The organism is Sphingobacterium tabacisoli, assembly GCF_017908035.1.
GTDB classification, from domain to species: Bacteria; Bacteroidota; Bacteroidia; order Sphingobacteriales; family Sphingobacteriaceae; genus Sphingobacterium; species Sphingobacterium tabacisoli.
Window position 1 is genome coordinate 114,876 of record NZ_JAEQMU010000004.1, and the last position, 22,140, is coordinate 137,015.

At 41.7% G+C, this 22,140-nt stretch carries 13 protein-coding genes; 1 reads left to right on the forward strand and 12 read right to left on the reverse strand.

Annotated features, from left to right (window positions below):
• Positions 1–5 precede the first annotated feature (5 nt).
• The 6 genes from JKG64_RS14865 to JKG64_RS14890 form a co-directional block, all read right to left on the reverse strand.
• Positions 6–1,676, reverse strand: coding sequence for a DUF4998 domain-containing protein (locus tag JKG64_RS14865; protein WP_210355118.1), 1,671 nt, complete (start codon positions 1,674–1,676; stop codon positions 6–8).
• A 72-nt stretch (positions 1,677–1,748) separates the two neighbouring features.
• On the reverse strand, positions 1,749–3,038 hold the full coding sequence (locus JKG64_RS14870; RefSeq protein ID WP_210355119.1) for a DUF4959 domain-containing protein: 1,290 nt from the start codon (positions 3,036–3,038) through the stop codon (positions 1,749–1,751).
• A 44-nt stretch (positions 3,039–3,082) separates the two neighbouring features.
• Complete coding sequence (locus tag JKG64_RS14875) at positions 3,083–5,050, reverse strand: RagB/SusD family nutrient uptake outer membrane protein (protein WP_210355120.1); 1,968 nt, start codon at positions 5,048–5,050, stop codon at positions 3,083–3,085.
• Positions 5,051–5,061: 11 nt separating this feature from the next.
• Positions 5,062–8,169 (reverse strand): SusC/RagA family TonB-linked outer membrane protein, encoded by a 3,108-nt coding sequence (locus JKG64_RS14880; protein WP_210355121.1) that lies wholly within the window; start codon positions 8,167–8,169, stop codon positions 5,062–5,064.
• Positions 8,170–8,595: 426 nt separating this feature from the next.
• Positions 8,596–10,305 (reverse strand): DUF6377 domain-containing protein, encoded by a 1,710-nt coding sequence (locus tag JKG64_RS14885; protein WP_210355122.1) that lies wholly within the window; start codon positions 10,303–10,305, stop codon positions 8,596–8,598.
• A 621-nt stretch (positions 10,306–10,926) separates the two neighbouring features.
• Complete coding sequence (locus JKG64_RS14890; protein ID WP_210355123.1) at positions 10,927–11,916, reverse strand: EamA family transporter; 990 nt, start codon at positions 11,914–11,916, stop codon at positions 10,927–10,929.
• A 150-nt stretch (positions 11,917–12,066) separates the two neighbouring features.
• On the opposite strand from JKG64_RS14890, the gene JKG64_RS14895 reads away from it, so the two are divergent.
• Positions 12,067–12,528 (forward strand): Lrp/AsnC family transcriptional regulator, encoded by a 462-nt coding sequence (locus JKG64_RS14895; protein ID WP_210355124.1) that lies wholly within the window; start codon positions 12,067–12,069, stop codon positions 12,526–12,528.
• A gap of 118 nt (positions 12,529–12,646) precedes the next feature.
• Here JKG64_RS14895 and JKG64_RS14900 read toward each other — a convergent pair whose 3' ends face one another.
• The 6 genes from JKG64_RS14900 to JKG64_RS14925 all read right to left on the reverse strand — a co-directional run bounded on the left by JKG64_RS14900 (position 12,647) and on the right by JKG64_RS14925 (position 22,089).
• Positions 12,647–13,846, reverse strand: coding sequence for a thioredoxin family protein (locus JKG64_RS14900; protein WP_210355125.1), 1,200 nt, complete (start codon positions 13,844–13,846; stop codon positions 12,647–12,649).
• A gap of 14 nt (positions 13,847–13,860) precedes the next feature.
• A complete protein-coding gene (locus JKG64_RS14905) occupies positions 13,861–15,255 on the reverse strand; it encodes a RagB/SusD family nutrient uptake outer membrane protein (protein WP_210355126.1) in 1,395 nt (464 codons plus the stop codon).
• A 23-nt stretch (positions 15,256–15,278) separates the two neighbouring features.
• Positions 15,279–18,749 carry a TonB-dependent receptor gene (locus tag JKG64_RS14910; RefSeq protein WP_210355127.1) on the reverse strand — a complete coding sequence of 1,157 codons (3,471 nt, stop codon included), beginning with the start codon at positions 18,747–18,749 and terminating at the stop codon, positions 15,279–15,281.
• A 161-nt stretch (positions 18,750–18,910) separates the two neighbouring features.
• Positions 18,911–20,083: a FecR family protein gene (locus JKG64_RS14915; RefSeq protein ID WP_210355128.1), complete on the reverse strand. Its 1,173-nt coding sequence runs from the start codon at positions 20,081–20,083 to the stop codon at positions 18,911–18,913.
• A 95-nt stretch (positions 20,084–20,178) separates the two neighbouring features.
• The gene (locus JKG64_RS14920; RefSeq protein ID WP_210355129.1) at positions 20,179–20,790 is read right to left on the reverse strand and encodes an RNA polymerase sigma factor; all 612 of its coding nucleotides are present in this window, start codon (positions 20,788–20,790) and stop codon (positions 20,179–20,181) included.
• A 105-nt stretch (positions 20,791–20,895) separates the two neighbouring features.
• The gene (locus JKG64_RS14925; protein ID WP_210355130.1) at positions 20,896–22,089 is read right to left on the reverse strand and encodes a thioredoxin family protein; all 1,194 of its coding nucleotides are present in this window, start codon (positions 22,087–22,089) and stop codon (positions 20,896–20,898) included.
• Between the last annotated feature and the right edge of the window lie 51 nt (positions 22,090–22,140).

Here is a 22,140-nt window from a genome sequence, read left to right on the forward strand (position 1 = left end):
TCGTATTAATTTTTTGATAGTCTAAAGTTGGCAAAATGATAGATGATATCTTTTGCCGGTTTATACCCACCTGTAATAGCAGGCTCTCCCCCCATGTTGATGACAATAACACGGTTGTGCTTGCCCTTCATCTGGCTTATATCGATTTTCATATCGACCCATTTTCCAAGTTGGCTATCCGTAAGTTTATTGGCATTTTTATCAGGCTGCCACAGTTCCTGTCCATAAGGATGCTCTGTCGGGAATCCCCAGATTCGATTCATAAAACGAGGCCAGATCGCTCGATAATTGTCGTACACACCTGGGAAGAAACTTTTGTCCTGAGAAAAAACTTTAAATTTCAAATAAGGATATAGTTCCGAGTTAAACTGATAATCTAAAGGAAGCTTGAAAATAAAAGAAGCGGCACGATCGCGGAGCGTTACTTTCATCACGTTACGCAGATCACTGCCTGCTGGAAAAGTGGTAGGTTTGATATCTAAATCCACTTTCCAGAGTGCTGCTTCCAACAGACCATTGATAAAAAAGGCCGATGGTAGATCAGCATCAGTACTGGTCTGCACCAGCTCTACCTTACCTGACTCTACAAACGGAGTCAGCAGCTGATCTATACCCAGTGAATAAGGGATATACTTGACTTTCTTGACCAAATCATTCTCTAATAAATCAATCAAAAAGCGTGCATTGACCTCAGACATATCTCCCGAACGACGTACATACGATAAAAATGGACCGCCACCTACCGTAGCAACAACAGCATTGCGGTTGTACGAGGTCTTCGTCATCTCAAAAAGAGTGCCCCCAGTAAGATCAATTTCATCTAGATCAGTGAAATAGAAAAGATCCTGCAAGGTTTTGGTATGTATAGGAAAGGTTAATTTCTTGATATTAGCTACACCTACTTGATTGAAGGTAGTCACTCCATTTTTCTTCAATATATCAGCTTCTGCCGGTAAAAAAGGAGTCGTCGATGAAGGCATAAAGAAACTCACTTTCTGACTCAAAACAACGGTATCGAGAATCTCAACTCCATTAACTTTGGGCACCACACGATAGTCCACATCGACGTTAACTTCATCCCCGGTTTTGAGGTTTTTCGCAAAAATACGAGGATTCACATCGCGCTGGCCTTTATTTTCGACCCCGAATTGATCCTCGTACGCAAACTCTAGATCACAATAAGTGAGCAATATGGAGGAGATATTATCAGCCCAATCCAATACCGCGGCAGAAGGAGATGCGAATATCCGGGGCGACTGCACCGCAATAGTCGTCAACTCATTATTGGTATAGGGAATCAAGGCGATCTCCTGTGGCACAGATTTGTTCCCATACTGATCTTCTGTATAGACCTTAAATCGGTACAACTTGGACATCTTTAAGTTAGGTATGTTGACCCAAGAAACGACAGAATCTATTACGATCCGCTCTTTGTCATACTCGACGACCGTCTTACTGGCTTTACCGAGATAAATCTGATCGCCCGTAACACGTCCCGCCTTCATCAGATCGAGTTCGACACGTTCAAACCCAACTTTACCCGATATGGTATCAAACTTAGCAGGATATACTTTCTCTCCACCAAAAGGCTCAACGTTATCGTAAATCCCCTTACAGGAATAAGTCACGAATATGCCCAACCAGGCAACGAGACTCCATAAAACAATATTTTTCATTATCATATCGCTATTAAGGGATGTGCTTATATAGTAGACTAAAGCCCCACTATAAGCACCCCCTGTTACTACTTAATTTGTGGCTTTGCGGCCATAAAGTGTTATCTCCGAAAGTGCATTTGCATTGGTTCCTGTATAATTGGACAGGAAGTCCGATATGGCTTCATAGCGAAACCATCGTGTCTTTTTCGTAAAAGTCGGGAAGTCGGGATACATATAAGCCATATCCCCGGCCTGACCGGCCTTCACAAAATCTAAATCGCTAGGCACTAATGGTATCGGAATCTGATGGTAACGGATCAGCACCCATTCCTTGGTATCCTCATCCCAATAGTACATATTATAAGAACCCACATTCTCCGAGCGGTAATACTGACCTCTGATACCTAGCGAAGCCGCGCCGTAGCGACGCTGATGGGTCACTACGCGGCTCAATTCGTAATAGTCTCCTAGATCAATCATGAGGTTCCAAGGAGTATTCTTATCCGCTAGATTACCCGTGCGCCCACGCCCGCCAGTATGCATAAAGTTAAAATCTTCACCACTATTGATAATTCCATCTATTGTATAGCGTGTACGGCCTTCTTTATCATTACCGAAAACCATAGGGATACCACCTACAGAATCATTTGCATTTGGTAGTTTCCATATATTCTTAGGAATCAACTCATCCTTTAATAGGATCACCTCACCCTTTTCTATAGGCTCGGTAATATTCCCATAGTTATCCTCTACGCGGACCTTTACACTGACCTTGTCCGAAACAACCTCGTCCAAATCATAAATAAACTGCCGGTCAGTCTCTGCTTTGGAACTGAAGATCGTGGTCACTTTTCTAGCTCCGGATTTATCCGAGAATTCAAAATCAACATACACATTTATATTCTGCTTTAACTCATTCCCCCAATCCACAAAAAAGGACCCAAAACCCGGTCTTACTTCCAGCGAACGAGCCACACGCTGATACGCTGGTTCTAATGGCTCTATATTGACAGCCAATGGAGTGGAGCGGTTACCAGCTCTATCCACGGCATACAGACGTATCGAATGCATATCCGTATCAGGAAGCCCATAGACATCCAAGGAATCTACAAAATAAGAGGCATTGAACCTAAATGTCTTTCCTTTGCTGTTGGTATATTCGGCCTCTACAGCCAAGAGATCTTCATCATCAGGCAACCTATAGAAAAATCGGGCACCCCCATAGAGGGCTTTATAATATTTGAGCACAACCGGCCCCGGCGGTGTACTATCATCAATGTTAATATTGTACCGGTCTTTCTCCTTACAGGAGAAAACCAATGCCAAGAGTAATACACATACAATGGCATTAAAAAAGTTCTTTATCTGTCTATGACTCATTATCGTTCCTATATAGGTAATACACTAAATATTAATACAATGGCCTAATTGACCCAGCCCGGATTTTGGATTAATTTGCTGTTCGTATTCATCTCGTTCAGGTCGATCGGCCACAGATAATCCGTAATGGTGAAGCGTCGCTGTTGTTTTACATCCAACACAAAGAAGGTTTTAGCATCCTTGCCATCGGTATCCCATCCCCACATAGGTGACGAGAATGCCTGTCCAGCACGCTTGTAACGCCACATGTCCCAAAAGCGCAATCCCTCAAATGCAAATTCTATGGAGCGCTCCTGTAGAATGATATCGCGCAGCCCTTCTTGACTGAGATGCTTGTTCGGATAGCGCGCTAGGCTGGTATTACCCCATGACTCCTGTACATCTGGAATCCCGGCACGTCGACGGATTTTGTTGATATCAGCATACGCTTCTTCGCTAGGCCCATAGTATTCATTCATTGCTTCGGCACGCATCAGATACAAATCCGACATCCGGATCAGCGGCAATGGGTATTTAATAACACGCTCCCACGCTCCAGACTGAGACTCGGGATGTGTCAGCTTTTGAACACCAATACCAGAAGCTATAAAATCGGTCGGGAAATAAGAAGAGCTACGGCCTCCATCTGCATTGTAATAAAACTGTGTATTGATACGCACACCATGTCCTCTCCAAAATCCTCCCGTGACACCAAGATTCGCATAAAAACGGGGCTCCCTGTGCAGGTACAGATTAATAGTCTCTGCACCTGGCTGCATATAGCCCTGCAAAGGTTGATAACCTACTTCTTCAATACCAGGCAAACGTACCACATCATGCTTACCATTCATATCGTAAGTCAGATCTTCCCCCACTGGCAAACCATTTTCAGTATAATAACGCTCGGCCATCTGATAAGATGCTCCCAGCCACTGGAATGAGAAAGAGTTGCTATTGGCCAAACCATCCCCGTAACCAATAGGAAGACGTATCGCCGCGGCGGATCCTAATCCTGCCGATCGGTAAGTAATCCCAGACATCCCCCAGACAAGCTCTTTATTCCATGGATCGGTAATCACCATACGGAGATCATATAAAGTCTTCATTTTATCAGGATTTTTTTCAAAAGCTTCGCGGTCGTAGATAAATGGTTCTTTTTGGTAAGTATACATTCCCAATCCATTCCGTTCGGCTATGACTATAGCTTCATTGACGCCATCAAGAGCAGCTTTCCACTTTTCCTTATTATAAGACAAAGGGAAGAACGGCTGCCCTTCGGCATTTACAAAATCACCGAAGAACTCGACATTGCCATTGAAAAACGGACTCGCCTGATAGATTAAAATCCGAGCTTTCATCGCCATAGCAGCTACCTTATCTACCTGTCCTAAATCACTATCCAAAGCCCGCTCCTTTAAATCGGGGGTAGCTTCGTTAATCAATCCCAGGATAAAAGCGAAACTCTCTTCTACCGTAGACCTAGGAATAAACAGCTCTTCCTTTGTGGATTCAGGGCCTGCTGTTTTTTTCATGATCACAATCGGACCGTAATGACGTAACAATAGAAAGGCATAGTATGCTTTTAAGAATTTAACCTGAGCGGACCATTCTCTTTTCTCTTGATCACTCATATCCTTGACTCTCCCAATATTTTCCAGAAAAACATCAGTCTGACGTATTGCTTCATAGAGTGATTTACCCGCACCTGTCCCGGACCAATAGCCCAACTGGGGAGAGGTCTGCGTCTGCAACCCTCTCATGATACGAATACCACGAAGGTATCGATCATCATTATTCAAATCTAGACGTGCCAACCATTCATCACCAAGCAACCAAGAACTACCATGTGTAATATCATCGTTAGGTATATAACTATACACCTTAGCTAATGCATCGTATGCATCCTGCTTTAAATTGAATATATTCTCTAACTTCAATGTATTGTCCGGGACTACGTCCAAATATTTGGTACATCCCGAAAATGTTAGAGTAACACCGCACATAGCGGTCAGTATACCTTTTTTCATATTCATCTTCATTCCCATTAAAAAATCAACTGAAAACCTACATTAAAACGTCTGTTAGGAGGATATCCTAACCCCTTGCTCCCCATCTCGGGATCCCACAGTTTGAAACTGCTCAATACAAAGACATTCTGTGCGCTGAGATAGAAACGAGACCCTTTCTTGACACCAAAACGTTCCAGGCCTTTTGGACTATAGCCAAACTCGACAGACTTCAGCCGCAAGAAGCCACCATCCCGTAACCACCAGGTCGAATTGCGCGTATTATTGGTCATAGCATTCGTGGATAACCTCGGCCAAAACGCATGTACATCAGGATTGGTCTCGCTCCAATAATCATCCGCTATAATCGCTAGAGCATTACGGTGATTGACAAATGGAGCTATCCCACTATCGCTCGCATTAATGAAGAAGGAAGTCCGTGCATTGCCTTGGAAAAAGAAAGAAAAATCAAAGGCCTTATACCCCATAGATGCTCCAAATCCATACTGTATCTCTGGTACTGTAGGATGTCCGATAGGTACCATATCATTCGAATTGACTACCCCGTCACCATTTACATCCATATACTTGATATCACCGGCTTTATACTCGCCAAAATCCTGCTTAGGTGAATTGTCTATCTCATGTTGATCGACAAAAAGACGTTCTGCGATCAATCCACGTGGCTGATTAATATTTGTTCCGATTTTCTTGAGGTAGGTATCCGAATAATCCTTTTCATCAAGTGCTACATATTTATTGGTCGCATAGGTGAAATTACCACGCAAAGACATCCAAAAATCCTGGCTGAAAGTTCTGTTAAACTCGACCATACCATCAAACCCCTGCGACTTGACCTCGCCCACATTGCCACTGATAGAGGCCTCTAGACCTGCAGTAGATGGAAAATTCTGTCTGATCATGTAGATTTTACTACGATAGTCTCGAAAGAAGTCCCCCTCTATTTTCAATCCACCATTAAAAAAACCGGTTTCAAAACCCAAGTTTATCTTCTCTGACTGCTCCCAAGTGATATCAGGATTGGCATAACGGTTCGTCTTATAACCTCCATATCCATTATTAAAGGTACTACCCCAAGTATATCCGGCTCCGCCCAATGATATATCCGAAAGGTAAAAGAAACGATCTTTACGACCTGCGATCGCATCATTACCAACAATACCCCACGTACCTCTCAATTTGAAAGTATTCATTACAGGTCGGATATTGTCCCAAAACTTCTCATTGGAAATCATCCAGCCTCCGCCTATTGAAGGGAAAAAACCATAACGTTTATTGCCTGTAAATTTTTCCGAACCATTGAAACCATAAGCAAACTCGGCAAAATAACGGTCATTGTAACTATAGGAAAAACGTCCTGAGTTTCCCATATTACGCTCGGGTAGTGTTTCATATATCGATTTACTAATTCCTGATGTCAGTAGCTTCTCTTCCATCATACCCACTGTCATAGCCGAAACAGTGTGATTACCAAACACACGATCCCAATTGAAACGGGCCTCAAAATAGAAATGTCCATTTGAATTGCGTGAAGGATCCACATCTCCTAAATAAGGTCTTCCACCTACCGGATTCAAGATCAACAAATCGTATGCGCCAGTGATCTGATTATACTTGTCAATATCATAATAATAAGGATCGTAACTCCGGCGTCCTGCATAGCGCCCCCAAGTAGTCGCCGACGCCTTACCTTGAAACTTTAGGCCTTTGGTAAAAAAATCTAAATCCTGAGAAAGCGTAGCCTGTGCGATTACACTATTCTCATTACGGTCTTCATAGCCGCGCACCATCTCTGCATAAGGATTGGGCATTAGTCCAGTCTCGGTATATTTATTACCAAATAGAATATGCTCTGTATATAAATTGGCGGCATCAGGCTGATAATAAGGAGCAAAATCAACCGGATTGATATTCATTACCATTCTGAAAATATCGGTTGCCGATTGAAAAGGGCCATTATACTTTTCATAACGTGCCTGAATACGGGTATCCAACTTGGTAGTCGGGGTCAACTTGAACACGACATTGGTACGGATATTATAGCGACCGATATCAATATTATTATTAAAGTTATTCTTATTATCCACCTTCAATAATCCAGACTCCCGATCCGCTCCAAAAGCGACATAATAAGTAGCAACCTGACCGCCTCCAGAGATATTTAAGTTTACTTTTTTGTTACTTACAGATTTGTTAAAAAGATAACTATACCAATCAATATTAGGATACAACATCGGATTTTCTCCATTGATTGTCGATTGTATCTTTTGTTCGGGATAATAGTTTCCCAACGAAGGATCTCTAGTGGTACGGGCCTCGTTATAGAGTTTCATATAGGACACCCCATCTACCATATCTATCTGCTGTACTGGTGTAGCAATATGATAATCAACACGGGCGCTCAGCTTTACCGGGCCTTCTTTTCCAGATTTGGTCGTAATCATGATAATACCGTTGGCTCCACGGGCACCGTACAATACCGTAGCGGAGGCATCCTTCAGTACGGAGAACGACTCAATGTCATCCGGTTGCAGACGGGCTAAGTTATCGGTGGTAGATTCAAAACCATCAATAAGTATCAGCGGTGAAGATTGATACCCAAAGGTCGTAACCCCACGAATAAAGAATTCCGCATTGTCAGCACCCGGTTCTCCCGATGGCGAGAATGCGATCATCCCTGGAATCCGTCCCGCAAATGCCGAAGTAAGATTCGAAGAAGGAACCTGTAGGTCTTTCGTATTGACCGTCGTAATCGCCCCTACAATACTGGATTTCTTTTGGGTACCAAAGGCTACAACAGTCACCTCATCAATCTCAGATTCATCTTCTGAAAGCTGAACCTCGATAACATGCCTATCACTGACAGGTTCCAACCTCAGGATATAGCCTACAAATTTAAACTCTAGCGTATCCTTGGCTGCACTGGAAAGTGAGAACCCTCCATTTTCATCGGTCGAGACGGTACTACGCTTAAGTTTAGAAAGAACACTTACACCGGCAAGTGGCTTTCCTGTTTTTAAGTCTTTTACGATACCTGACACATTTCTATCTTGCGCCTGTACCGAAGCGCTGAATAAATAGGAAATGGTCAAAAATACCCATACAACAATGTAACGTATTTTCATATATAACAACTATTTGGTTTAGAATTATCGATCAATATTTCATGACTGGCATATGCTTTCCAGCAACTAAAAACAAATCCTAGTTTGCAAGCAACTTGACCCCAATTTTATTCGTTTAAGATTAATTACAACAAAGTTCTACATTTAAATAACAGGTCTTTTCATTTGGACTAGTCGTATATTTAAAATCTAAACCACAAAACAAGCAAACAGCTGAAAAACAAGGAATTAAAACAACAAACAAAACCTAAAATCTAGACTTTTATTTATAAAAAATTGAACTAAAAGCACGACAAATAAGAGGGAATATATTTTTAGAGAACCGGGTACATGAAGATCGTATAAGGGGGCTATTTTGAAGCTGAAAAACCCCAAATAGAAGACCTATTGGGGATACATGCTGCAGCTATAACAGGCTATTAAATATTACTTAATATTGCACAAGGAATAGGGCTTCTTCTGAAGATCTCTGATAGTATCTTCAAACAAATCCGGATGTGAAGATCTATTTTTATTCTTCGACCTGTAAGTATAAACAGTGGTTATGGAGCACCTCAAAAATCTCGCAATCTTATTATTATCAGTAATACCCAATCTAATAAGCGCGTAAATGCGGAGTTCCGTGGTAAGAAGATCATTATTCTTGATTAACTGCTTTTCTTCTTGTGGAAAAAGATTATTAAATTCATCTATAAAATTAGGATACAATTTTAAAAAAGTCTCATCAAAGTTTGTTAGAAACGACTTGTGCTCTCGCTCTACATGAACCTTCGAGTCGAGTTCTTTTTGAAGTTTCTCAATTTTTCCACCCTTGAATAATCTTTTCAAATTCGTCCTATAATCATCAAGTTTATCAATATAGTCAGAGCAAAGATCTATAAACTTGCTTAAATAGGTTTCTTTCAACAAACCGATTTTCACCAGTTCACTATTTAGGAAAACAAGTTGGCTATTGGCGATCTGTAGCTCCGCATTGGAAAGATGCAAACTCTCACTTACAGAATTCAAGTCTCTATTTGCTATGATTAAATCATTGTTTAAATGATGCAGCTGATTTCTTGTCTTGCGAAGTCTTCTGTACTGTATCGTGATTCCCAGTAAAAGACAAGCAATAACCGAAAACCCAACTATCATAGCATTACGCTGTTGTAATATTTTATTATTATAAGCATCGTAGATATTGGGGAGAACCTGTGTAATCTGTTGCATCCATCTAAAAGCCCCACTATATATTGCGTCTTGCAGGGATATTTCTACAAATTTATGTGCGATGTCGATTTCCCCTTCCTCATATAAAAGCCCCCCCAATTTCCATAAGGATACGTACTCCTTTACCGCGAACTTTACGTCTGTAATAGCCGATATAGCTAGATATAGCTTTTCGCTTTCGGTATCTCCTTTCAAATTGTACAAATTAGCAATATAGAAAGCCACGATAGCCATATCCCGTTCATCTGTGGTTAACTTTTCATAAACTGCCAGCAAAACTTCCAACGCTTTATCATATTGCTGGCTCGATCGCAATTTGTTCGATAGGTATACAGAATGCCAAATCGACGTCTTAGGCGTATAAACCAAAAGGGAGTCCACATCAGCTTCTATTTTTTTGATATAGCTATTAAACTCCCCTTCTACGATAGTGTGCTCTGCCAATCCCTTATGTAACTCCATTTGCGTTACATAATAAAGTCTTCTGATTTCATCATCAAGGTCTGTTCTCGTAAATAAATCCTGGTTCAATAAATCCTGGCTTTCTTTATACATCCCCGTAAAAGCATAACAACGGGCAATCAATACGGTAGATTGGGCTTTGTATGAAATATTAGATGATAATTTATCCTCTGATAAGAGGAACATTTGCTGGGCGTACATCAAGGCAGAATCAATCTGCAAATCAAAATACATATCAAACAGCTCATGACAGAAATCAAACTCTTCCTTAGCATTGGAAACTGCTTGTAGCTTTTTCTTAGCCTGTTCAATCTGATCCAGCTTTGCATTAAAATAGTCCCCACGTTTGCTCAATACCTTTTCGAGCAATTCAAAAGACTCGTCATAAGACATCTTTATCTGAGCCGTAGGCATTAGCGTTCCGAACAAAAAGAATATAACAGTAAAAATCAAATTGGCTTTCATAAGGTTTAGTAATTGAATACATGATTCAGTTTATGCGAACCGACACATTGCTATCATCCCCCATACAACAATGTAACGTATTTCCATATTATAATAAAAAGGCAACATGATTAGAGGTTAAAATGGTTATGTTTAAAACCGTCTTTTTCAAATACTTTCCTATTTCTTCATTTTATTTAAATTTCAAAACCGAACAAACAAAAATCTGTTGCAAAAATAGTGCTCATCCGTTAAAAAATGACTAACCCGGAGTTAACAAAACATTAAAGATCACAATCAAATCGCTTATCAAAAGAAAATCAACACGATAACTACGTGATATTCGGGATTTATCATAATATGTTTAAAATTGGATTAGACTTCAAAAACAACAAAAATATGAAGCAATACGAAGTTAAATCAAAACCAAAATAAAAACAATAAAAGTAATTTCAAAACTTATTTTAATAAAAGGCAAAAAAACAAATTTAATTTTAAAGCTAAATATCAATACTTTACTTATTTTTTTACCGAAGACTAACGTACACAAGAAGAGATAAAAGGCTTTAGCTAAAATATGAAATAAAATGAAAACAAATAATTACATACGTGGCCCTATGTATCATTCGAATCAATAAAGACCTACATCGTCAACGCTTTATCTTTTTCTTTTTCCAGCCGTGTCTCCTGATGAGCAGGAGTCACTAACGGTGTAATCTCTATTTCGCTCTTATTGGCGTCTTCTTTTTCGGTGACTTTCAAAAACAAATTGATATAGATCAGTCCTGCAAATAGGAGTATAATCCCGAGCAACTGCAATAGCGAAATCTGTTCCTGCAATACTAAAAAGGCACATAATATAGCCGCAGGAAGTTCTAATGTAAGGAGTATCGCGCTGAGTCCGGGTCCTAGTTTGGGCATCCCTACGCTAAAGCATATAGGTGGGATTACCGTACCGAATATCGCCAAGAAAAGCCCCCACTGAAAAAGACCTCCGTCAATATGGGTACTGTGGTATAGGGAATTGCAGTTCATCAAAAAAATAGCAAGAGTAGAACCAGTCGTCATCAGGGCACTCTTTTCCAGGAAATGCATCCCTTTTCCCAACTCGCTGGTGAATAGGATATAAAAACAATACAAGACCGCAGAAGATAGAGCCAGAGCAATGCCCAACAACGAGAAGTCCTTGGTGGTAAACCCCGTAAATCCGCCCGCTAGAAATGTTGCAAACAGGATAAAAGCGGCAGCTCCCAACTGCTTGAGATGCGGCCGTCGACCGAGTACAAGCCATTCGGCAAACATGCTCATCCAGGCCATCTGCATCAGTAAAACTATCGCCAGAGAAGCTGTGATGTACTGTACAGACAGGTAATACAAATAGGTGGCGACGCCCATACAGGCTCCTGCCAAAAGGAGTTTCCACCGTCCGGCCTGTTGTGGTGCGGGGCGCTTTCTCCCATCACGCCACCATCTCCCAAATGAAGCTGCCCATAGAATCACTGCCCCGATAAAGCCCTGTATAAAGGTAACCTCTGCGGCACTATATCCCTGCCCATAAGCAATCTTGGCGAAAGAGGACAGCATTCCATAACTAAGCGCCCCAAGAGCAACAATCAACACGTATTTATTCATTACTTAATTTAGTACGGTCAAATCTATCAAAACCAGAACTATACCCAATAATTAAGTTTTAAATATGTATTTTGCACACAAAAACAAGCCCATTTTCGTTTTTTAAACAAAAACAAGTCTTAAAACAAACAAAGAATCGGAAAAAATACAATGGAAAAACTAAGCCTACAGGAGATGACGCTACTACGGGAGCTTCAGAAGAATGCTAAGTTTGATATAGCAGAGCTCACCGATAGCCTGAATATGTCCAGAACATCGGTATATGACCGAATAAAACGCCTGGAGAATGAAGGATACATCAAAGAATACGTCGCTATCCTGGATCAGGAAAAAGTCGGGCTAAACTTTACAGTGATTGTAAACGTCTCGCTGATCAGTCAGCAAAAGGTACATGTAGATCGCTTTTTAGAACAAATTACAGATCTGGATGAAGTCATGGATGCTTACGTAACCGGTGGGATATTCGACATTGTACTAAAAGTGGTGGTAAGTAGCCCCGAAGCCTATAATGCCTTCGCTTCAGGAAAGCTCTCTGCAATACCTGAAGTCAGCAAGATACAGAGTTCGTTTGTAATGCGGTATATCAAACAAACAACTGCCCTTCCATTTTAAGATCGGAGTAGAGACGTAGATAGGAATAACTGACGGGGCAGTCTAACTGAAAAGACCGCTTAGATAAGGGTATCTAAGAGGTCTTTGTTATTTAATAAATCGTAAGCTTTTACTTCGTCTATTTTTTCACTTTAATATTACGAACCATTTCCAATTGCTCATCAATGCTTCTTGTCGACTGATTCTTACGGATAAGATCCGCCCTGATCTGTTCCCCAATCCCCAGTGCTTTATCCAGCTGATGATTTCTCCAGGTAATATAGAAATACACATGCATATATCTCGGATCTGGATTTCTTTTCAGCAAGGTCTCCATCCACGCAATCCCCTCTACACTCTGATTGGGTCTGCCGGTGAGATTGCCCAACAAGCTGGTCAAAGAAAGGGTATAGTCATCACTGTTCTGACCATATTGATCCAAAAACGCAATACAGTTCTTGATGTAATTTTCAATGGTTACATCTAAAAACAGATTACAGTACATTTCATACTCGGCGACATAAGGATATCCTTTGGCCTTAAACTTCTGAAGAGCGGCCGCATATTCCTCCGCCTGTGTACCTGACCTCGCCAGACCGGACAGATAGTACAGGTAACTTTTAGATATAAATTCCTGAACCTCCTGATTACTGTTATTTATAGCAATCTCCTGCTGATGATCTTCTACATAAGTGAATAAAGTTGAAAAAGGCTCAGCTCCTACAAGCTTAATAAGTTCAAAAGTCGCTTTACTATTTTTCGCTACCGGTGTCAAGCCTTCAAAAAAATCTAAAAAATCCTTAGTAGCTTTCTCTTGTAGATAAGCCTCTTTAAGTGTTGTAAAATAGGTCTTCACAAAGTCACTATCCCTGTTTCCATTTTGCCACTTTTTCAGAATAGAAAGTAAGTTTTTGTCGGGGTTCATCGCTATCCGCGACACCTCAATAAGGGCATCCGCAGATAAGCCCCCTACTGCAGCGTGAACGACTTCTCCCTGTCCATTAAGAAACATCAGGGTAGGATAGGCCACAATCTGATACTTTTTACCCAGCTCTACTCCTACACCTTTATCATCACATTGGATTTTTAGATTTACAAAGTTGGTGTTGAAATGATTTCCAACTTTATCCTGAGAAAACACTTCCTTATCCAGCATCTTACATGGACCGCACCATGAGGTATAGAAATCGACAAAAATCAACTTGTTTTCTTGTTTCGCTTTCTCAAGCGCAATCTCATAGTCATGCAAAAAAACAATTCCCTGTGCTTTCAGCGGTTGATATATACCTGCTATAAATATTATAGCCAGCGCAAACAGGTTCAATCTTCCTTTTTTCATTATACTATCCATTTTTAAATTCCTTCGTATCCTGGGTTTTGAATAATTGCTTTGTTCAATTCTTTTTCTTTCTGTGGAATAGGCCAGATAAACTGTTTTACGGACTTGACCTGAGGTTTGATAGAATAAATCAACGCCTTACCATCCTTACCTTTTAAACGTAGGGAAGCAAACCATTCATACCCGTTTTCCAATGCCAGTTCACGCGTTATTTCCTCAAACAAAACCGTGTGCAATTCTTCATCCGCAATGTCATTTGCCTTTAATCCCTCTTCGCCAGCACGCAACCGCAACACATTAAGTGCTGCTACCGCATTTTCCTTTTGCTTAAGATGCACATAGGCCTCCGCTTTGATCAGATCCATCTGACTGGTACGCATATAGTAAGGAAGACAGTTGCCATCCTCTTTAAATAATTTTGGCACACGTACAGTTTCTTTGCCATTTACCATATCTACCCGCTTATAAAAAGGGGCTCTACTATCTCCGTTCAGGATTCCCTCTAATAATGCCGTAGGCTTGAATTCTCCGCCAAACATTCTAACGATACTTCCTACATTGGAGAACACATTGGCGAGCATCTGCGCGTCCATATATCGGGTAAACAGAAGCTCCGAAGACTTGTAACCATTTTTAAAGATATCGCCATAGGTGACTTCCCGTTTACGCAACGGATCGTTGAGGACCTCGTCTGCCAACTGGATTGCAGTATTCAAATCGCTGGCTGTGCCCCGCATTAGAAGCAGTTCGGCTTTATAAGCTTTGGCCAATAGATTGGACGGACGGTAGACGGTGCTGAATGATGGACTGGTAGCAATAACAAAGTCCAGATCCTCCAACAATAGGTTATAGGATTCCTCTACGGTAGCACGCGGATAATTATTGGTCGATACACGGGCAGGTTCTCTTCGCATCAGTGCACCATAAGGCGAGGTGATATCCCAAAACTGTCCATAATAGCGGAAGATATAATACTGACCGAAAAAACGCATAAATCTGGCCTCTGCAATAATCTCCGCCTTACGGTTTCCAGCAAATTTCGTATCCGGCAATTCGCCTGTCTTTTTGATTACCGCATTAGCCGCATTTATAATCTGCGAACACTCATCCCAAGCATCCCCAGTATTGACGGTATTTTCCTCGAGATCCCTATCGAAACCCCGGAAAATACCGGAAGTAAAACCGACCATATGACTTCCATCCGAGATATAAGCTGCACCAAAAGGCCCAGGGTTCATTGCCTTAAATGGCACATAAATCCCGATCAGCGCGGCTTCTGCACTAGCGGCATCCGTAATAGCATTATCTTCCACAAGGCTGTGTGGCGGTAACTTATCAAGATAGCTATCACAGGATGTGATCCCGAATAACGCACATAATCCAAGGCTATATATAACTGTTCTTTTCATTATTTTTCTATTACAGGTAAAACTTAAAACATGATCCGTGCACCTACTTTGAAAGTGCGTTCGTTGGGATAAGCAGAATTATCCATCATACTTCCCTCCAAAGGATTACTACTAAAACTCTCCACATTGTATCCTGGATACTTGGTAAATGTAATCACATTGTTAACCGCAGCAAAAACATTCAGACCACTGATAATCTTTGTCTTCTGCAATATTTCTCTAGGAATATAATAAGACAGATTAATCTCTTGAATCTTTAAGAAAGAAGCATCGTACAACCAGAAATCATTAATCTTGTTGGTATAATAACTATGGCGCATCAGCGGATACTTTGCATCGCGGTTTTCCGGAGTCCAGCGCTCTAAAGCCAGCGCATCCACGTTATTAGGTGATATATAGCTCATCTGAAGCTGATTTTCGCCATATTTCCAATATTTGACACCTCCCTTTTGGAAAGTACCAGTGATATCTAATCTTAGCCCTTTGTATTGTAATGACGAGTTAAATCCGCCATAGAAACTTGGCTGTGTTTTTCCGATCACTCGTCTATCCTCATGAATATCATCGTCCTTACCGGTTCCCGAAGAAATGTAACCGTCGCCACTCACATCCACAAACTTGATATCTCCTGGCATGGAATAAAAATTTGTTTCCTGATATCTTCTCTCTGTATTTAAGGCTTCATAGCGATCCACTTCTTCCCAACTCTGGAAAAAACCGTCTGTTTTATACCCGTAAACCAATCCCAGAGGCTGCCCCTCTTCGATGACATAATAAGATAGGTAAGTCGCTCCTGAAGTAGTTGATGCCCTATCAATGCCAAGCTTGGTCAGCTTGTTCGAATTTTTAGAAATATTGGCGCCAAGCTCCCAAGTAAAGTTGTCACGCTGTACAACGACACCGCTTAACCCCAGCTCAATCCCCTTATTGCTCATATTTCCAAAGTTCTGATATACAGACACGACACCCGTACTGGGTGCCATCGGTATACCGATCAGCATATTATTGATGTCTTTCTTATAGACATCGATAGAACCGCGGATGCGGCTATTTGCCATGAAACCAAAGTCTAAACCTACATTATACTCACTGGTAGACTCCCACTTCAGGTTGTCATTGCCCAGGTCTGTAGGCCGCACACCAGGCAGGTCCATATAGCTCACCCCACTCTGATACTGGGCTAACCAGCTGTAAGCTCCCACTCTATCATTACCGGTTTTTCCTGCACTCGCCCTGAATTTGAGTAGATCGACTGTGTTCTTGATCTTTTCAAAGAAAGGTTCATCAGAGATAATATATGCCGCAGACACAGCTGGGAAAAATCCGTATCTATTGGCCGGAGCAAAGCGTGAAGAACCATCGACACGAAACGATGAAGTCAACAAATAACGGTCTTTAAATTTATAATTGAGACGGCCATAGTACCCGATAGCAGCTGTCTCTGTCACGTCCCCGCTTCCCCATTGATATTTAGCAGCCTGCCAAACCGCATTTTGAATCTTATCATCGGCAAAATTCATATAGCGCTCATTGACGTAATCATTCTTTGAGGTATTATACTCAGTTCCCAATACAGCGGTGATATCATGGTCACCGACCGTTTTTAAATAGGACAGGTAATTCGTGAATGTGGTATTCACCCCGCTGCTCTGATTGTCCTGAAGTACACCTGTGGCGTTGCTATAATTCTTACCGACCTGGGTAGTTCTTGGATAATACTCTTTAGCCGCGCCCTGGCTGTAATAATAATTATAACGTGTCGTAAACTTAAAGTCTTTCAAGAACCTGAACTCAGCGTAAGGACTGATATTTAACACCTTACCCGTTCTTCTCTTAGTCACATCGTTGGCCAGGATCAGAGGGTTATCTAAATAATAGCGTGTGCCATTAAAATCATAGCTAAAAATATGGTAACTACCATCCTCATTATATACTGGAATATCAGGACGCATATTTGTCGCAGTACCGATAGAAACAGTTCCATTGGTCTCATCTGTAGTCCCCATCAAGCTAAAGCCTACCTTAACGTAATCGCTAAAGTTTTGATCGTAGTTCATATTGAGGGTATTCCGGTCGTAGTTACTTCCGACCAGCATCCCGTCATCTTTGTTCTTGCCGTACGAAAAGGAGTACTGCGAACGTTGATCCCCACCGCGAAGAGAGAGATGATGTACCTGGGAGGTAGCTCTGCCGATCATGAGGTCGACCCAATCGGTATTTGCCGAACCGAACTTATCCGCCGGCAGGTATCGTTCGTAAATATTCACTCCTGTAGTAGGGCTGGTAAATGCTTTGACCGCATCATCTCCCCCCCGCACGTTATACCCACCTGCGATATAATTGATCAGTCCTTCTTCAAAAAGATCTTTAAACTGATCTGCATTTAAGGATTTCACTTTCTTTTCCAATGCTTTCACCCCTATATTGTAGCTATAGGAAATCTGTGGCTTGGTATAGGCTGTACCCCGTTTTGTACGGATCTCCAGTACACCGGCGGATGCGCGGGAACCGTAAATCGCTGTAGCCGAAGCTCCTTTGAGAACATCCAATGCCTGAATATCATTCGGATTGATGTCGTTCAAGTCATAGTCATCGGGCATAGGTACACCATCGACAACAACCAATGGATCTACTCCGTTACCAAGACTTGCATCACCGCGGATACGGATACGTACGGGAGCTCCCGGAGAACTAGACCCGGTTATCACCTGTACACCGGGCAATTGTCCCTGAATGATATTACCAATAGAAATCGCAGTGGAAGATTCTAACACTTTGGGATTAAGACTGCTTACCGCATCAGTCAGGTCACGGCGTTTGATAGTACCATACCCTGCACTGACTGTCACATTGACTTCGTCTAAGGTCGAATCATCCAGTAGCATATTGATATTTCCAAGCTGTTCCTTTGCTTTGATCTCTATAGATCTATAGCTCACATAGCTGATGATCAGAACGGCATTTCTATCAACAGATGCTAATCGAAAGGTACCATCGCGTTCTGTTTGGACGGATTGTCCTTCTCCTTTGACATGCACAGAAGCTCCGCTCAACGCCTGTCCTTTCTCATCAACAACCTTTCCGACAACGGTTATTTTATCCGTCTGAGCACTGCTGACGCGGGGAGAAGGTGTTTTCTCCAAACGTAAAGCTACAATTTTATTGTCTATAGAGTACCTGATATTAGAGCCGGCAAAGCACGCATTTAGGGTTTCCTCTACAGTGGCATTTTTGACGCTGATATTGATTGGATTAGCTTCTTTAATGAGGGAAGCATCGCCCAGGATATCATAGCCACTCTGGATGCGGATCGCCTTTATGACTTTTTCAAGAGGCGCATTTTTTTCTGAGATTGTAATCCGCTGTGCAAAACTATTGGCCTGTCCCTGGGACAATCCGATAGTAAGCAACACGATCACAAACCGCATGGATAACATTGTTTTTCTTGGCATAAAAGCACGCAGCTTAAACCAATAGGAGTAATGGTCTTTCATATTTATTTTGGGTTAGTTATTCTTTCAAAAAAGGACAATCATGCGTGTCCACGAATTTAGGTTAAGTGTGCAGCAGCATAGCAGATCGGCTACGCATATTCTGCCTGTAATCATACGTTAGTACATCAAATTCACTAATTTAAAATGGTTAGATCTTTATATTAAATAACAGTAATTTTCCTGCCGGATATCTTAAACTTCACCTTTCCGGTACGCTCCAGGGCATGCAGCACTTCGGAAATATTCTTTGAACGGGATACGGTACCTATAAAAGCGATATTCTGGGGCTTGGATTCGTAAACGATATCCACATCGTACCATTTTGCTACCTTTTTCATGATGCTTTCAAAATCTTCATCATCAAACATAAAGTAACCGTTCTTCCAGGCAACTGCAGACTCGGTATCCACGGTCTTCACCGCTATCAATGAACTTCCTAATTCGGTTGTGCTTTGCTGATTAGGGGTTAGCATCTTGAACATACCATTGCCCGGCAACGCTATTTTCACACGCCCTTCCAACAAGGTGGTCTTTATAGTCTTCTCTTCCGGGTAGGCCGCAATATTAAAGGATGTGCCCAGTACTTCGACAACCTGGCCTGCATTGATTACCTCAAAGGGACACTTTGTATCTTTAGCGACTTCAAAGTAAGCTTCACCTACCAGCGTCACCTGCCGCTTACCGCCCACAAAACGGGTCGGATAAGTCAATGACGATGATGCATTGAGCCACACTTTAGTACCATCAGATAGTACAACACGGTATTGCCCGCCTTGGGGAGTACGGAGCACAGCCGATTGTACCGTACCTGCCTCTTCCATCAGCGGAGTACCATCTTCATAATGGTAATTGCCATTGACCGCAATAATCTCTTCTTTATCTTCCGACAGCTCCACCGAGGTGCCATCCGACAATAACATCGTAGCACGATTACCGCCAGCAGGTATATCCTGGTTATAGACCTGTGTCCCGTCCTTTATCTCTACCGCAGGATTTCTCTCATACATGGTATACGTTGCAAATCCAATCAATGCCAGCACAGCGGCCACACTGCCCCATCGCAGGACAATCTGCTTTATACTCCTTTTCTCTTTTACACTCTCCTGATCCACTTGTTGGTTGATACGACCCAAAAGTTGCTGCACACGTGGTTCGAAATGGCTAGGCACTACAAAATCTTCCTCTACTGCGATATCGGATGCTCCCAGTACCTCCTCTATCTCCTCATCCGTACAGTTGCAAAAAAAACGCATTAATGTCTCCCGCCCGCTATCGGGAATAGTCTTTTTAAGATACTGTTGATAGAGCTCTTTTAATTGTTTTAGATCATGCATTGGTCTCCCCATTTATAAACACTACGCTTAGAAAACACAAAGGGGTTAGTCTAAATCGAAAAAAATAAAATAAAATTTAAGAATGACGACAATGCCTAAGAATTTAGGAGTCGTTCAGATAGTATCAAAGCAACAGCCAAAGCACCTGAGATGTATTTCTGATGCGTAAACAAATGGCTCTTGACAGCCTGTGTTGCCTTGACCAAATGTACATGCACGGTCTCCGGGCTGATTTCCAAAATTGCCGCAGCTTCTTTGTAGGATCTACCCTGGATTTTACACAGCTGGAACACCTCCCGTTGCCTAGGAGTGAGTCCTTTTAGTGCATCATCCAAGAGCTGTTGGGTTTCCTTTGCAGCAAATGCTTCTTCTGTAAAATTTGTGATCTCCCCAACCCCATGGATCTCTTTATAGAGTAGCGTATTACGGGCTATACGGCGATAATGGTCGATCAACATGCGCTGAGCAATGCGATACAGGTACCCTGCAAAAGGCTTTTCGGGATCAATTTGTTCGCGGCGCTCCCACAGCTTAACAAATAATTCCTGCACAATATCATCTGCCTGCGCCGCCTCCGGCAGTTTGCCATCGAGCTTGAACAACAATTGTGGACTATGTCTATTGTACAGTATCTCAAATGCAGTATGGTTTCCTTCACGCAAAAGCAGAAGTAAAGACTTCTCATCATTATGGTCTACATTATTCACAACTGCTAACTCGATTAAGGTTCTAAAGTTAAGTTATTGTTTTTTCAAAAAAAAATCGCCCGGTCTCCCAAGCGATTTTCAATATTACTTTATAAAATATCGGAACTACAACTGTTGTGCTCTTTCCAATAGGGCATCTGCAATTTTGATTATTTTAGAAGTTTCATTATCGGCCAATGCCCGGGCGGCTTCAGCAGCTTTTACGGCTTCTTTTTTCTTTTTTAACGTAATACAAATCTCAGCAAAAGTTCCCTGATTGGAGTAAGAACTTCCATCCAGCTCTACGGCTTGTTTAGCAAGAACATAACATTGATTCAAAAGTGCTTTCGAAGGGGCTTTATCTTGTCCATATTTACCCGAATTGCGACGGGCTATGAAACTTAGCTTTTCCGCTTGATCTTTTAGAATGCCTTTGCGAAACTTGTTGGTCATTTGTACAAACTCCTGATCAGTACCGTTGGCAGCTATCCATTCGACCTTATACATGGCTGCTTCAACCTGCATATCTGAGTCTCCTTGTTCAAAAAAAACAAGGCCATTTTCAAATTCCACCTTATCTTTATCCCGGATGTAACCATACATGGCATACCGCAGAAGGTGCTGTTCTTTTTTCTGAAACTCATCTTTTGGTACGGACGTTTTAAAGAAGGCCTTGTTCGCCAAAAAGAACTTCCCATATTTATCGTTACCATTCTGTCCTAATTGCTTAATAGCCTCCCAACCGACGGGTGTCTTAAGAAAATCTGTATCTGCTAAAGCATCTAGGGCAACACGAGCGGACTGTGCTTCCTTAGGATCCACGCTACTCATCACTGTGATATAGCGCAACAAAAACTTAGGGTCTCTTTCTCCTGAAGCAAATTGTTCTTGAATAACAGGAATATGAAAGTCCTTATTTAGGGCCTGCTTACCCTCTATAAGGAATTTATCGGCTTCCATACGGGATTGCGTACGATACACCAAAGCACCTTCTCCATCTAAGAACAAATAGGTAGGGAAACTACGAATACCATACTTTTTAGCAATATCGATCCCCTCTCCGACTTCGCAATCGAACTTGGTGTTGATAAAATTTGTGTTATAGAAATCTGCAACTTCCTTCTGGTTAAAAACATTACCTTCCATCCATTTACAGGGTGCACACCAAGAGGTGTAGCCGTCCAAGAAAATCAATTTGTCCTCAGCCTTAGCTTTAGATTTAGCTTCTGTAAAGCTTATTTTTTGGAAATCGACATGCTCCTGTGCTTGTAAGGATGTCATTCCCATAAACAACACAAAAGCGGTAATAATCCTATTCATTCTGTTTGTATTTTATAGTTCTTTAAAGGGATAAAGGGGAATTACTCCCCT